10 protein-coding genes are annotated in these 14,248 nt (G+C 65.7%); 5 read left to right on the top strand and 5 right to left on the bottom strand.

Features of this window, described 5'->3' with window-relative positions; genetic code table 11:
• Positions 1-38: 38 nt before the first annotated feature.
• The 3 genes from H143_RS0107380 to H143_RS20190 form a co-directional block, all read right to left on the bottom strand.
• On the bottom strand, positions 39-4,715 hold the full coding sequence (locus H143_RS0107380) for a glutamate synthase-related protein (protein ID WP_231378554.1): 4,677 nt from the start codon (positions 4,713-4,715) through the stop codon (positions 39-41).
• A gap of 375 nt (positions 4,716-5,090) precedes the next feature.
• Complete coding sequence (locus H143_RS0107385) at positions 5,091-5,921, bottom strand: transporter substrate-binding domain-containing protein (protein ID WP_019937591.1); 831 nt, start codon at positions 5,919-5,921, stop codon at positions 5,091-5,093.
• A 29-nt stretch (positions 5,922-5,950) separates the two neighbouring features.
• A complete protein-coding gene (locus H143_RS20190) occupies positions 5,951-6,667 on the bottom strand; it encodes a hypothetical protein (protein WP_019937592.1) in 717 nt (238 codons plus the stop codon).
• Positions 6,668-6,919: 252 nt separating this feature from the next.
• Here H143_RS20190 and rpoH point away from each other — a divergent pair, with 252 nt between their 5' ends.
• Both rpoH and H143_RS0107400 read left to right on the top strand, forming a co-directional pair.
• Complete coding sequence (gene rpoH, locus H143_RS0107395; RefSeq protein ID WP_019937593.1) at positions 6,920-7,804, top strand: RNA polymerase sigma factor RpoH; 885 nt, start codon at positions 6,920-6,922, stop codon at positions 7,802-7,804.
• Between the two features lie 111 nt (positions 7,805-7,915).
• Entirely contained in the window at positions 7,916-10,447 is a 2,532-nt protein-coding gene (locus tag H143_RS0107400) for a cation:proton antiporter (protein ID WP_019937594.1), read from the top strand.
• 27 nt (positions 10,448-10,474) lie between these two features.
• Here the strand turns inward: H143_RS0107400 and H143_RS0107405 are convergent, their stop codons facing one another.
• On the bottom strand, positions 10,475-11,278 hold the full coding sequence (locus H143_RS0107405; protein WP_051094470.1) for an NUDIX domain-containing protein: 804 nt from the start codon (positions 11,276-11,278) through the stop codon (positions 10,475-10,477).
• A gap of 92 nt (positions 11,279-11,370) precedes the next feature.
• On the opposite strand from H143_RS0107405, the gene H143_RS0107410 reads away from it, so the two are divergent.
• From H143_RS0107410 to H143_RS0107420, 3 genes are read left to right on the top strand one after another with little or no spacing between them, the layout of a single operon-like run.
• Positions 11,371-12,387, top strand: a complete 1,017-nt coding sequence (locus H143_RS0107410) for a heme A synthase (RefSeq protein ID WP_019937596.1) — start codon at positions 11,371-11,373, stop codon at positions 12,385-12,387.
• 12 nt (positions 12,388-12,399) lie between these two features.
• Positions 12,400-13,299: a heme o synthase gene (gene cyoE, locus H143_RS0107415; RefSeq protein ID WP_019937597.1), complete on the top strand. Its 900-nt coding sequence runs from the start codon at positions 12,400-12,402 to the stop codon at positions 13,297-13,299.
• On the top strand, positions 13,299-13,937 hold the full coding sequence (locus tag H143_RS0107420) for an SCO family protein (protein WP_019937598.1): 639 nt from the start codon (positions 13,299-13,301) through the stop codon (positions 13,935-13,937). The genes cyoE and H143_RS0107420 overlap by 1 nt, the downstream gene beginning before the upstream one ends.
• A 2-nt stretch (positions 13,938-13,939) precedes the next feature.
• On the opposite strand, the gene H143_RS0107425 is transcribed toward H143_RS0107420, so the two are convergent.
• Positions 13,940-14,158 (bottom strand): DUF3717 domain-containing protein, encoded by a 219-nt coding sequence (locus H143_RS0107425; RefSeq protein ID WP_019937599.1) that lies wholly within the window; start codon positions 14,156-14,158, stop codon positions 13,940-13,942.
• Positions 14,159-14,248 lie beyond the last annotated feature (90 nt).

Raw genomic sequence — 14,248 nt, forward strand, 5'->3', positions numbered from 1 at the left:
GCGAGTGTCTTGTTCAGGCTTGTTGGCGCGGGCGAAAGTCAGGCGACCATCTGTTCGGGGTTGGCTGCCTGCCACAGCTCGGCCAGCGCGCGCTTGTATTCGATCGGCATGACCTTGACGAACTTGCCGCGCGCGGTCTCCCAGTCGCCCAGAATTTCGCGGGCACGGAAGCTGCCGGTATAGCGGAAGTGGTCTTCCACCAGACGGCGCAGCAGGGTTTCGTCGGCCTGCGGTTCGCCGCCGCGCTGGGCGCTGTGCCAGGTGGCCTGGGCGCTCTCGCCCGATTGCTCGGCGTGCGCCAGCACGGGTTCGAGTTCGACCATAGCCAGGTTGCAGCGCTGGCGGAAACTGCGGTCCGGGTCCCACACATAGGCCACGCCGCCCGACATGCCGGCGGCGAAGTTGCGGCCGGTGTTGCCCAGAACGACGACGGTGCCGCCCGTCATGTATTCGCAGCCGTGGTCGCCCGTGCCTTCCACCACCGCGGCCGCGCCCGAGTTGCGCACCGCGAAGCGCTCGCCCGCCACGCCGTTCAGATAGGCCTCACCGGACAATGCGCCGTACAGCGCCGTGTTGCCGGCGATGATGTGCTCGGGGCCGAAGCCGCGGAAGTCGTTGGGCGAGCGCGCGATGATGCGGCCGCCCGACAGGCCCTTGCCGACGTAGTCGTTGGCTTCGCCCACCAGGTCGAAGGTGATGCCATGGGCCAGGAAGGCGCCGAAACTCTGGCCGGCCGTGCCGTTGCACTGAATGTGGATGGTGTCGTCCGGCAGGCCTTCATGGCCGTGGCGCGTGGCCACCGCGCCCGACAGCATGGCACCGATGGTGCGGTTGCGGTTGCGCACGGGGGTGATGAAGGAGACCTTCTCGCCGCGCTCAAGCGCGGGCTTGCAGCGTTCAATGAGTTGGTGATCCAGCGCGCCGGCCAGGCCATGGTCCTGTTGCTCGACCTGGAAGATGGCATCGCCGGCGATGGGCACGGGCCGATGGAACACGCGCGAGAAATCCAGGCCGCGGGCCTTCCAGTGCTCGATGCCGGCGCGCACGTCCAGCAGGTCCGTGCGTCCGATCATGTCCTCGAACCTGCGGATGCCCAGCTGGGCCATGATCTCGCGCACTTCCTCGGCGACGAAGAAGAAGAAATTCACCACGTGCTCAGGCTTGCCCGAGAATTTCTTGCGCAGCTGCGGGTCTTGCGTGGCCACGCCCACCGGGCAGGTGTTCAGGTGGCACTTGCGCATCATGATGCAGCCCTCGACCACCAGCGGCGCGGTGGCAAAGCCGAATTCTTCCGCGCCCAGCAACGCGCCGATAGCGACGTCGCGGCCGGTCTTCATCTGGCCGTCGGCCTGCACGCGGATGCGGCTGCGCAGGCGGTTGAGCACCAGCGTCTGCTGAGTCTCGGCCAGGCCCAATTCCCAGGGCGTGCCGGCGTGCTTGATCGAGGACACGGGCGAGGCGCCGGTGCCGCCGTCGTGGCCGGCGATGACCACATGATCGGCCTTGGCCTTGGCCACGCCGGCCGCCACGGTCCCTACGCCCACTTCCGACACCAGTTTGACCGAGATCGAGGCGCGGCTGTTGACGTTCTTCAGGTCGTGGATAAGCTGGGCCAGGTCTTCGATGGAATAGATGTCGTGGTGCGGCGGGGGCGAGATCAAGCCCACGCCCGGCACTGAGCAACGCAGCTTGCCGATGTATTCGGTGACCTTGTGGCCAGGTAGCTGACCGCCCTCGCCGGGCTTGGCACCCTGCGCCATCTTGATCTGGATCTGGTCGGCCGAACTCAAGTATTCGGCGCTGACGCCGAAGCGGCCCGAGGCCACCTGCTTGATGCGCGAGCGCAGCGAGTCGCCTTTCTGCAGCGCCACATCGGCGGCGATGCGGTCCGAACCCAGCACCGAGGCCAGCGTGTCGCCATCCTTGATGCTCGACTTGCCCGTGCGCAGTTCGTTGCGGTAGCGCAGTTCGTCCTCGCCGCCTTCGCCGGTGTTGGACTTGCCGCCGATGCGGTTCATGGCTACGGCCAGCGTCGAGTGGGCCTCTGTGGAAATCGAACCCAGTGACATGGCGCCGGTGGCGAAGCGCTTGACGATTTCCTTGGCGGGTTCGACCTCGTCCAGGGAAATGGCCCGGCTCGGATCGACCTTGAACTCGAACAGTCCGCGCAGCGTCATGTGACGCTTGGACTGGTTGTTGATGATCTGCGCGTATTCCTTGTAGGTGCGGTAGTTGTTCGCGCGCGCCGAATGCTGCAGCTTGGCGATGGAGTCCGGCGTCCACATGTGCTCTTCGCCGCGGATGCGGAAGGCGTATTCGCCGCCCGCGTCCAGGTCCTGCGCCAGTACGGGGTCGTTGCCGAAGGCGGCGCGGTGCAGGCGCAGGGCTTCCTCGGCCACCTCGAAGATGCCGATGCCTTCGATGTTGGAGGCTGTGCCGGTGAAGTACTTGTCGATCAGGCTGCGCTGCAGGCCCACGGCTTCGAAGATCTGCGCGCCGCAATACGACATGTAGGTCGAGATGCCCATCTTGGACATGACCTTGTTCAGGCCCTTGCCGACGGCCTTGATGTAGTTCTTTACGGCCTTGGCGGGTTCGGGCATTTTGCCCAGCGATTCCAGCGCCAGGTAGGGGTGGATGGCCTCGGCGCCGTAGCCCCCCAGCAGCGCGAAGTGGTGCACTTCGCGCGCCGAGCCGGTCTCCACCACCAGGCCGGTGGCGGTGCGCAGGCCCGCGCGGATCAGGTGCTGGTGCACGGCCGACACGGCCAGCAGCGCCGGGATCGCCACGCGCTCGCCGTCGACCAGGCGATCGGACACGACCAGGATGTTGTAGCCGCTCTTGACCGCATCGACGGCGCGCGCGCACAGCGCGGCCACGCGGGCCTCGATGCCTTCGGAACCCCAGGCGGCCGGGTAGGTGATGTCCAGCTCGAAGCTGCGGAATTTCTGGCCGGTGACCTGCTCGATGCCGCGGATCTGTGCCATGTCGGCGAAATCCAGCACGGGCTGTGCGATTTCCAGGCGCAGCGGCGGGTTGACGTTGTTGATGTCCAGCAGATTGGGCTTGGGTCCGATGAAAGACACCAGCGACATCACCATTTGTTCGCGGATCGGGTCGATAGGGGGGTTGGTGACCTGCGCGAACAGCTGGCGGAAGTAGTTGTAGAAGGGCTTGGGACGGTTCGACAATACCGCCAGCGGCGCGTCGTTGCCCATAGATCCGATGATTTCCTCGCCCGTGGCCGCCATGGGTTCGAGGATGAACTTGTAGTCCTCCTGCGTCCAGCCAAAGGCCTGCTGACGATCGAGCAGCGATACGCTGGTCTGCGTGGCGGGCGAGACGACGTTTTGCTGCGCCGGAAGCGAATCGAGTTTGACCTGCAGGCGGTCGATCCACTGGCGATACGGGCGGCTGTTGGCCAGTTGCGCCTTGACCTCGGCGTCGTCGATGATGCGGCCTTGCTCCAGGTCGATGAGGAACATCTTGCCCGGCTGCAGGCGCCATTTCTTGGTGATGCGGTGCTCGGGGATGGGCAGGGTGCCGGCCTCGGAGGCCAGGATGACCATGTCGTCGTCGGTGACCAGGTAGCGGGCCGGGCGCAGACCGTTGCGGTCCAGCGTGGCGCCGATCTGGCGGCCGTCGGTAAAGGCGATGGCGGCGGGGCCGTCCCAGGGCTCCATCATGGCCGCGTGGTATTCGTAGAAGGCGCGGCGGCTGGCGTCCATCTGGGTGTGCTGCTCCCAGGCCTCGGGGATCATCATCATCATGGCATGCGAGAGCGCATAGCCGGAGTTGACCAGCAGTTCCAGGCAGTTGTCGAAAGTTGCCGTATCGGACTGGCCCTCGTAGACGATGGGGTAGAGTTTTTTGAGGTCGTCGCCGAGTACGGCCGACTGCATCATGCCTTCGCGCGCGCGCAGCCAGTTGAAGTTGCCCTTGACCGTGTTGATCTCGCCGTTGTGGGCAATCATGCGGTAGGGGTGGGCCAGCGGCCAGGCGGGGAAGGTGTTGGTCGAGAAGCGCTGGTGCACCAGCGCCAGGGCCGAAACGGTGCGCGGGTCGGCCAGGTCGCGGTAGTAGCGCCCAACCTGGTCGGCCAGCAGCAGGCCCTTGTAGACCACGGTGCGCACCGAGGCCGAGGGCACGAAGTATTCCTTGCCGTGGGCCAGTTGCATGGCCTGGATGGCGTGGCTGGCGGTTTTGCGGATGACGTAGAGCTTGCGTTCCAGCGCGTCGGGCACCATGACGTCGGGGCCGCGGCCGATGAAGAGCTGGCGGATGACCGGTTCGACCGAGCGCACGGCGGGCGACATGGGCATGTCGGTGTCCACCGGTACGTCGCGCCAGCCCAGCACGATCTGGCCCTCGGCGCGCACCGAGCGCTCGAGCTCCTGTTCGCAGGCCAGGCGCGAGGCGGTTTCCTTGGGCAGGAAGACCATGGCCACGCCGTATTCGCCCTGTTGGGGCAGCACGATGCCGCGCTGCGCCATGTCATCGCGGTAGAGCTGGTCGGGAATCTGGATCAGGATGCCCGCGCCATCGCCCATGAGCTTGTCGGCGCCGACCGCGCCGCGATGGTCCAGGTTTTCGAGGATCTTCAGGCCCTGCTGGATGATGGTGTGGCTCTTGTGTCCCTTGATATGAGCGACGAAGCCCACGCCGCAGGCGTCATGCTCGTTGCTGGGGTGGTACAGCCCTTGGGCCGGCGGCATTCCGATGCGGCTGGCATCGATGGGCGCGGCCGGCTTAGGCGCGGCCGGCACAGGCGCGGCCGGCACGTCGGCATGGCGGGAGAGGGAGGACGAAATAGGGGGCATGGCGCGCTCCGCGTGGGGACTGCGGGAATTGTTGTCAGAAACAGTAGGGCGAAGATAGCGCGCCGGGATTCGATGTGCAAGTGCAATAAAAAGGGTATGTCCCTAAATTTTATTCCAATGGCAAGATACTTTTAAAAATGGGGACATTTATTTTTCTTTTTAAAAACAATATAGTAATCAACTCACCTTTTATGGGCGGGTGAGAAAAAGCGATTTTATACATTGATAAGACCCCATTTTATTTTGGGAATCTTCAGGGCGATAAGGCGCTTACTGCTCAGGCTTGGGTGCCTTGGCGGGCACGGTAATGGCCTGGCCGAACCACTTGGTCTGCAGTTCCGCAAGCTTGCCCTGTTGGGTGAGTTCTCGCATGGCGTTCGAGATTGCCTCGAAGAGCGACCTGGAATCGCCGTCATCGCGCATCATGTAGCCGTAATAGACCCGAGTACCGAAGCCAGGCTGGACCACGCCGAAGACGCCGGGGCTGTGACGCAGGACTTCCATGACGTCGTTGGCGGCAATGGCCACGCCGTCCAGGCGGCCGGCCTTCAGATCGGCATTGGCCAGGCGATTGTCGGCATACTCGACGATAGCGACAGGCCTGGGCAGGGTTGTGTTGAACCTTCTGAGCTCGGCCAGGGCGAAAGAGCCGCGCTGCGCACCGATTTTCTTGCCTGCGATGTCCGCGGGTTTGACCAGGCCGGTTTCGCCCTTGCGGATTTCGATCATGGTCTGGGCGCTGGAGACGGGCGGCAGGAAGCGGAAGGTTTTGGCCAGGTCGGCCGTGATCGGAGCCGGACCCCCGGCAAGGTCGAATTTCCTCGATTGCAGACCGAGCATGATCCTGGGCCAGGGCCGGTCGATCCAATCGATCTTCAAGCCCAGCTTATGGCCGATCTGCGCGAACAGGTCGACGTTGAAGCCGGCGTGCTTGCCGTCCTGGATGAAATCGTAGGGAGGGAATTGCTCTTCCGTGGCAATGTGCAGCACGCCTGCGGCCTGGGCGCGCGCCAGTGCGTCCTGGGCGCGGGCGGTGCCACCTAGCAGGGTGAGGGAAATGACGGCGGCGCAGGCGGCGACAAGGTGTTTCGGGCGACGCATTTAACGGCAAAAACTCATGTCAAAAGACCCTAAGATGCGGCCGTGCCGGGCAGCGGCTTCTTGCGGGGGCGGCCGCGATGGCCGGGCGAGACGCGGCGGCTGGCGGTGTGGGACAGGCTGGCGATAAAGGCCGGTCCGCCCAGCGCCCATTGGCCCGAGACAGCTTGTTCAATGCGCTGGGACTCGTCGCGCGAAAGGCCGTCTTGCAGCAGCTTGCGGTAATTGGCCTGGCGGTCGAAGGGCGTGTTGCCGCAGGCCCAGTAGTCGGCGTGGTCCGTCTGCCACGACGGGGCGGGCGTCTGGTGGCTGGCGCCGGTGTGGCTGCCGGCCGAGGACCAGGGCCAGGAATCCGGGTCGGACGCGCCGCCGCTGCGCACGGGGTAGGTTTCAAGCCAGATCTGGGCGCGCAGTACCCAGGGGTGGGGTTCGAGCAGGGCCGACCGGTAGCGCCCGGCGAAGACCCTGCCCCCGCGCAGGCGGGCCGCCAGGTTGCGCCCCAGGGTCTGCATCAGACGAGGCAGGCCGGATTCGTCGGCCGGAGTGGCCAGGAGCAGGATGCGGTCGGTGGCAAGGACCCAGCCATGCACGGCCACTTTGTGGCGCTGGGCCGAGTCGCCCAGCCAGCCGACGAGCTGGTTGAGAATGTCCTGCGGCGCGGGCTGGCCCGGCGCCGCCAATGGCTGGACGAAACTGGCCTGCACCAATTGGGGCAGCCCGGGAGCATACAGTCGGGGCAGACGAGCCATGAGATTTAACCTTGCAAGGGGACGCAAGAGGGTTGGGGTCACTATATTAAATAGTGCCGCTGTCGTCGATGGTCATCCGGGGGCAAATCGTGCGCAGGCGTAACAGCGCGCTGCATAAGCGGCCGCGCGCCTAGCGGGAATAACCGCTCCCGCAGGGAACTCCTACATGCTGGAAAGGTCAAATTAGCACTCGACAAAGTAGAGTGCTAACATCATTCAAATGCTTATTTCCTACCTTCAGGAGGCCACGCCATGAAAGCAGCCAGTATCGCGACGGACAGGTCCAACGCGCTGGCGTTGGCAGTGGCCAACCCGGGCGCGCTCGGCACCATTGACGCCTATATCTCGACGGTCAACCGCCTGCCGGTGCTCAGCGCCGAACGCGAAACCGATCTTGCTCGCCGCCTGCGCGATCATGAAGATCTCGAGGCCGCGCGCGAGCTCATCCTGTCGCACCTGCGCCTGGTGGTGTCGGTGGCACGTCAATATCTGGGCTACGGCCTGCCGCACGCCGATCTCATCCAGGAAGGCAACGTTGGCCTGATGAAGGCCGTCAAACGCTTCGACCCCGAACGCGGTGTGCGCCTGGTGTCTTTCGCCGTGCACTGGATCAAGGCCGAGATCCATGAATACATCGTGCGCAACTGGCGCATGGTCAAGGTGGCCACCACCAAGGCACAGCGCAAGCTTTTCTTCAATCTGCGCAGCATGCGGCCCGATGGCCAGACGCTGGCCAGCGAGCAGGTCGACCATATCGCCGAAGAGCTGAATGTGCGCCGCGAAGACGTGCGCGAAATGGAAGTGCGCCTGTCCGGCCGCGACCTTTCGCTGGAAGGCCAGGACGACGACGAGGACAGCTTTGCGCCCATCGCCTATCTGTCCGACGAAGGCCGCGAGGAACCTACGCGCGTGCTGGCCCGCAAAGCGCACACCGCCCTGGAGGGCGAGGGGCTGACCCAGGCGCTCGAGGGCTTGGATGCGCGCTCGCGCCGCATCATCGAGGCGCGCTGGCTGCAGGACGACGGCGGCCTGACGCTGCACGATCTGGCCGCCGAGTTCGGCGTGTCGGCCGAGCGCATCCGCCAGATCGAGGCGGCCGCGCTCAAGAAGATGCGCGGCGCCCTCGCGCCGGCCTGATCTTCAAGCCGCTGTAAACGCCCAAGGCGCCGCGGGTCGGCGCCTTGGGCGTTTCGCAAACCCACTATCCGCTATCCTTGAGGTTCGCATAGACAAGGAGCCTCGAGGCGCATGGACGTCGGCCTGATCGTTTTCGGCATTGCCGGCCTGCTCACGCTGGTCTGCTTCATGCCGCCTCTGGCGGCCCGCCTCAAGCTGCCGTATTCGGTGCTGCTGGCGATCGTCGGCTGCCTACTCGGCATTCTCATGCACTGGCACGGGTGGGTGCCTCCAGTGCTGGGCGATCTGCTCGCCACCATCGATCACTTCGAGATTTCGTCGGACACCTTCCTCATGGTGTTCCTGCCGGTGCTGCTGTTCGAAACGTCGCTGTCGATGAACGTGCGTCGCCTGATGGACGACCTGGGTCCCATTCTGCTGATGGCCATCGTGGCGGTGGTGGTCTGCACCATCGTGGTAGGCCTGGCCCTGAACGCGGCTTCGAACTACGGGATCATCGCCTGCCTGCTGCTGGGGGCTATCGTGGCCACGACCGATCCGGTGGCCGTGGTGAGCATCTTTCGCGAAGTGGGGGCGCCCAAGCGGCTGACTACGCTGATTGAAGGCGAGAGCCTGCTCAACGACGCGGCATCCATCGCCCTGTACTCGGTGTTGGTGGCGACGCTGGCCGGCGGCGCGATGGAACATGGCCGGCTGTCGGTGGGCGGCGTGCTGGGCGCCTTCCTGTTCACCTTCCTGGGCGGCGGGCTGGCTGGTTACATCATGGGGCGCGCGGCTTGCTGGCTGTTCGCGTTGCTGCGCGGCTTTCCCACGGCCGAGATCACGCTCACGCTCAGCCTGGCCTATCTTTCCTTCTACATCCCCGAACACTACCTGGGTGTATCGGGCGTGGTGGCCACGGTCATCTCCGGGCTGGTGGTGGGTTCGACGGGCCGCACGCGCATGTCTCCAGGCACCTTCGAACACCTGGCTCTGGCCTGGGAACAGTTCGGCTTCTGGGCCAATTCGCTGATCTTCCTGTTTGCCTCGATGCTGATTCCGCGCATGATGGCCCATGCCGGCTGGCTGGAGTTGAGCATGGTGCTGGTGGTGTTCGCCGCCACGCTGGCGGCGCGCGCCGTCGTGGTGTTCGGCCTGCTGCCGCTGCTGCGCGTGATGCGCATGAGCTCCCGGGTCAGCAAGTCCTACAAGGCTGTGATGCTGTGGGGCGGCCTGCGCGGGGCCGTATCGCTGGCGCTGGCGCTGGCGGTAATCGAGAAGGACGCCATTCCCGAATCCGTGCGACAGTTCGTGGGCGTGGCCACCACGGGTTTCGTGCTGATGACGCTCTTGATCAACGGCACGACGCTGCGCTGGCTGATCGGCATGCTGGGCCTGAACCAGCTCTCGCCCATGGAGCACAGCCTGCGCAACCAGGCGCTCATCATCGCCCTGGAAGACCTGCAGGAGCGCACCGACGAGATCGCGCGCACCGATCACATCGGCAGCGAAGCCAGCGCACGCATCCACGCCGTGTTCGATGCCAGCCTGGCCAGCGTTCAGGACGCGCAGGCGGCCCAGCTGACCGTCGAGCAGCGCGTGCGGGTGGGCCTGGCCGCTGTGGCGCAGCGCGAACAGGAAATGTTCTTCGACATTCTCAAGGCGCAGATCGTCGACTGGCGCATGGCCGAGAACCTGCTGGCGCGCGCCGAGCGGCTGGAGGATTCGATCCGTTCGCATGGGTTGCCAGGCTTGCAGGCGGCCATCGAGGCCGACGTGCGATACGGCCGCGGTTTCCGCATCGCCTTGCGCATGTACGACCTGTTCGGCTGGCAGGGCTGGCTGGCGCGCGAGCTGGCGCAACGCTTCTCCGCGCTGATGACCAAACGCTCGGTGGTGCAGCAACTCCTTAAATTCGCGCACGACGAACTCGGGCCGCTTCTGGGCCAGGAGGTGGCCCAGCGCATCGTCGACATCCACCAGCGCCGCCTGAGCCTGGTCGAGAACGCCATGCAGGCGCTTAATTTGCAATACCCGTCCTACGCGCAGTGGCTGCAGGAAAGCTATCTGGGCCGGGTGGCCCGCGAACTCGAGCGTCGGCGCTACCGCACCATGCTGGATCAGTTCCTGATCGGCGGCGAGGTGTATGCCGATCTGATGAGCCAATTGAACAGCCGCTGGCGGCATATCGACCGCCATCCGCCGCTGGACATGGAAATGGGCGCGGCCGACCTGATCAAGCGGGTGCCGCTGTTCGAAGGCCTGAGCGCCGAATCGCTGCGCGCCATCGGCCGCCTGCTGCGGCCGCGCCTGGCCTTGCCGGACCAGCCCATCTTGGGACGCGGCAGTTACGGCGCCGCCATGTGCTTCGTGGCTTCGGGCGCCGTGGCCGTGCATCTGCCGGACGGCACGGCGGTGGAGCTGGGCAGCGGAGAGTTCTTCGGCGAGCTGGCCTTGCTGGGCGAGCGGCAGGTCACGCCCAGGGTGACCTCGCTGGGCTACAGCAAGCTGCTAATGCTCTCGGCCCGGGACTTCGACGCGCTGCTGCGCCAGGATGTGGATCTGCGCGGGCGCATCGAGGTGGTGGCCAAGCAGCGCATGCGCGCCATCGAAGTGTGGAAGCAGTTCTCGCAGCAGCCTTCGCCGGACGGGGCGGCGACATAGGGCCGCGCGGCTTTGCGCGCACTGCGCTCAGTCCGTGCGCAGCAATTCCTCGACGATGACCAGGGCGGCCTCCAGCGTGAACTTGCCCGCCTCGACCAAGCCGAGGACCTCGTCCACCGGCATGGCGGCGATCTGAATGACCTCGCCGTCGCGGTTGGTCGGCCGCGCATCGGGGGCTAATACGCAGCGGCTGGCCAGCAAGTCTTCCACTTGATAACCTTCGGGCAGGCGGCGCTGCAGGCGCAGGATGGTATGCAGCGGGCCCCGGCCTTGCAGTTGCGGGGCATCCAGGCCAGCCTCTTCGCCGCATTCGCGCACCAGGGCCAGGTCCAGGCTTTCGCCGCTGCCGACCAGGCCTCCGACCAGCGTGTCCCACATGCCCGGGTCGGTGGCTTTGTCCAGTGCCCGGCGGGCAACCCACAGACGGCCGTCGGCAGTCCATGCGTTCAGATGCACCGCGCGGGTAAGCAGACCCAAGGGACGCATGGCGGCGCGTTCGATCGCGCCCAGCAGTTCGCCGTTGGAATGTATGTCCAGCAATTCGTCGCGCCAACCGCGCAAGCAGCGGGCTTGGCGCAGTGCCTGCGCGGCCTGCGCCAGCGCTGCGTCGAGCGCCGGCCCGGGTTGCCTGCCCGGCAGCAGCAGCACGATGCCGTCCTCGAGGGCGGCCAGTCCGGCCTGGCGTAAGGCCGCCTGGGCGGCCGGGGTGATCCAGCCGCAGCGGTGGCCGGCCAGATCCAGCGGCAGGGACCCCTCAGGAGGCGGTTCGCTGGCTTGGGCGCGCAGGGTGTCGTACAGGGAGATGAGGCGGGCAGGCGGGATGAGATGCATGATGGCGCGGATTTTAATGCGTGCGCAGCGGCGCACGCCGCTGCGCACGCATTATTCCGCATTGCGTCAGCTGCCTATGCAAAAATGCGGACATGGATCGCATCACCCGCATTTACCGCAAGCTGGTTTTTCTGACCTGGTTTCTGACGCTGGACCTGATCATGTTCGGCGCCTTCGTGCGCCTGACCGATTCCGGGCTGGGCTGTCCCGATTGGCCGGGCTGCTACGGCAGCACCTCGCCCCTGGGCTCGCTGCCCGAGATCGACCAGGCCGTGCGCACCATGCCCTACGGGCCGGTCTCCCTTTCCAAGGCCTGGATCGAGATGGTGCACCGTTACGTCGGCGCCACGCTCGGCTGTCTCATCATCGCCATTCTCTACATGGCCTGGCGCTATCGCCGCCACCTTGGCCGCTCGCCGGCCCTGGCCACGGCGACCCTGGCCGCCGTATGCCTGCAGGGCGCCTTCGGCGCCTGGACGGTCACGCACCGGCTCATGCCCGCGGTGGTGACGGCGCACCTGGCCATAGGCCTGATCTTGCTGGGGCTTCTGACCGCGCTGGCCGCGCGCGAAAAGCCGCATCGGGCGCTGGCGGCCGCGGCCAGGCGATTCAGGCCCTGGGTGGGGGTCGGCCTGTTGCTGCTGTCGCTGCAGATCCTGCTGGGCGGCTGGGTCAGCACCAACTATGCCGCGCTGGCCTGCATGGACTTTCCCATGTGTCAGGGCGCCTGGGTGCCCCCGATGGATTTCCGCGATGGCTTCTCGCTGATCCGCGCTCTGGGCGAATTGCCCTCGGGCCAGGCGATCTCCCAGGCGGCGCTGACGGCCATCCACTGGACCCACCGCAATTTCGCCTTCGTGGTCTTTCTCTATCTGGTTCCCCTGGCCTGGCGGCTGCGCGCCGAGGCGGGGGTGCGCGGACCGGCCACGTTGCTGCTGTGCCTGCTGCTGGCGCAGCTGCTCACCGGGCTCACCACCATCTTCTTTCAGTGGCCCTTGGCTGTGGCGGTGCTGCACACAGGCGGGGCGGCGGCCATCACGCTGGTCATGGTTCTGATTCTGGTCCGCCTGGGCACGGCCGGTGGGCCGCCTGTTACATCTGCGAGATAAAATAACGGCATCATGACCGCCGCCGCCACTCAATCTTCTCAAGGCCTGCTGCGTCAGTACTTGGTGCTGACCAAGCCCAGGGTCACGCAGCTGGCCGTCTTCTGTGCGGTCATCGGCATGTTCCTGGCAGTGCCTGGCCTGCCGCGCTGGGAAAGCGTGGTCTACGGCGTGTTGGGCATTTGGCTGCTGGCCGCCGCGGCCTTCGCCATCAACTGCCTCATCGAACAGGAAGTCGACGCCCGCATGACGCGCACGGCGCGGCGCGCCACGGCTCAGGGGACCATCGCCGCCTACCAGGTCCTCGGACTCTCGGGCCTGCTGGGCGGCGTGGGCATGCTGGTGCTCTACCTGCTGGTCAACCCGCTCACCATGTGGCTGACCTTCGCCACTTTCGTGGGCTATGCCATCATCTACACGGTCATTCTCAAGCCGCACACCTCGCAGAACATCGTCATCGGCGGCCTGGCCGGCGCCATGCCGCCAGCGCTGGGCTGGGCGGCCGTGGCCCATGCCGTGCCGGTCCAGGCCTGGCTGCTGGTGCTCATCATCTTCGTCTGGACGCCGCCGCATTTCTGGGCCCTGGCCCTGTACCGCGAGCAGGACTACATCAAGTCCGGCCTGCCTATGCTGCCGGTCACGCACGGCCGGCGCCATACCCAGCTGCAGATCCTGCTCTACAGCGTGGGCCTGTTCATCGTGTCGCTGCTACCCTACGCCGTCCACATGAACGGCTTGCCCTATCTACTGTGCGCGGTGGTGCTCAGCGGCCTGTTCCTGCGGCATGCCTGGCGCCTGTTCCGGCACTACAGCGACGCGCAGGCGCGTCGCCTGTTCCGTTATTCCATCGTGTATTTGTCGCTGTTGTTCGCTGCCTTGCTCGTGGACCACTGGATCGGACTGCTGCTTGCATGATGATGCCGACGAAAGAACCGACCGTCTCCGGTCGCCGCCGCGCGCTGCGCATCGCGGCATCGGGCGCCCTGGTGCTGTCCATGCCTTGGGCGTTGGCCGCCTGCGGCGATAAAGGCCCGGCTTTCAAGGGCAGCGACATCACGGGCACGCACCTGGGCAAGGACTGGACCCTCACCGATTTCAACGGCCAGCCGCGCACGCTGGCTAGTTTTGCCGGCAAGGTGGTCGTCGTGTTCTTCGGTTATACCCAGTGTCCCGACGTCTGCCCGACTTCGCTGGCCGAGTTGGCCGACGTGATGCACAAGCTCGGCCCCGATGCCGACAAAGTGCAGGTGCTTTTCATCACGGTCGATCCCGGCCGCGACACGGCCGAGGTGCTCAAGCAGTACGCGACCGCGTTCGATCCGCGTTTTCTGGCCCTGCGCGGCACGGCCGAGGAAACCCGCAAGGCCGCGGCGGCCTTCAAGGCCTACTACGCCAAGGTGCCGGGCAAGAGCGGCGCGGCCGATGACTACACCATGGATCACACGGCGGCGTTCTACTTGTTCGACACCAAGGGCCAGGCGCGCGTGCTCGCCAACCACGATGCCAGCGCCGACGATCTGGTGCATGACATCAAGATCCTGCTCAAGAGTTGAGATCAGTCCGTGGCGTCGCGCCAGGATTGGTAGGCGGCCAGCGCGGCAAGCGGCAGTTCCTCGGCGCCGATATCGGGCCGATGGCCGATGATCATCAGTGCATAGGGCGCGGCCAGCGCGGCCGCCTGCGGGCACAGGCGCGACTCCTCGCCTTGCGAGGGTACGCGCTTGCGCCAGTAATTGATGGCCTCTTCGATCTGGGGCAAGGTGATGCGTTCCATCCCGCCATTGTCCCAGAAACGGGCGTAATATCGTTCGGCAGCTCAACAAGAGACAAGGAGACAACATGTCCGATTCCAGCCATACCAATC

Origin of the sequence: Bordetella sp. FB-8 (assembly GCF_000382185.1) — a bacterium.
GTDB lineage: Bacteria > Pseudomonadota > Gammaproteobacteria > Burkholderiales > Burkholderiaceae_B > Bordetella.

Excerpts from the sequence above, each read along its gene's own strand:
- H143_RS0107380 (WP_231378554.1), bottom strand. The coding sequence starts at position 4,715 with ATGCCGCCGGCCCAAGGGCTGTACCACCCCAGCAACGAGCATGACGCC.
- H143_RS0107385 (WP_019937591.1), bottom strand. The coding sequence starts at position 5,921 with ATGCGTCGCCCGAAACACCTTGTCGCCGCCTGCGCCGCCGTCATTTCC.
- H143_RS20190 (WP_019937592.1), bottom strand. The coding sequence starts at position 6,667 with ATGGCTCGTCTGCCCCGACTGTATGCTCCCGGGCTGCCCCAATTGGTG.
- rpoH (WP_019937593.1), top strand. The coding sequence starts at position 6,920 with ATGAAAGCAGCCAGTATCGCGACGGACAGGTCCAACGCGCTGGCGTTG.
- H143_RS0107400 (WP_019937594.1), top strand. The coding sequence starts at position 7,916 with ATGGACGTCGGCCTGATCGTTTTCGGCATTGCCGGCCTGCTCACGCTG.
- H143_RS0107405 (WP_051094470.1), bottom strand. The coding sequence starts at position 11,278 with ATGCATCTCATCCCGCCTGCCCGCCTCATCTCCCTGTACGACACCCTG.
- H143_RS0107410 (WP_019937596.1), top strand. The coding sequence starts at position 11,371 with ATGGATCGCATCACCCGCATTTACCGCAAGCTGGTTTTTCTGACCTGG.
- cyoE (WP_019937597.1), top strand. The coding sequence starts at position 12,400 with ATGACCGCCGCCGCCACTCAATCTTCTCAAGGCCTGCTGCGTCAGTAC.
- H143_RS0107420 (WP_019937598.1), top strand. The coding sequence starts at position 13,299 with ATGATGCCGACGAAAGAACCGACCGTCTCCGGTCGCCGCCGCGCGCTG.
- H143_RS0107425 (WP_019937599.1), bottom strand. The coding sequence starts at position 14,158 with ATGGAACGCATCACCTTGCCCCAGATCGAAGAGGCCATCAATTACTGG.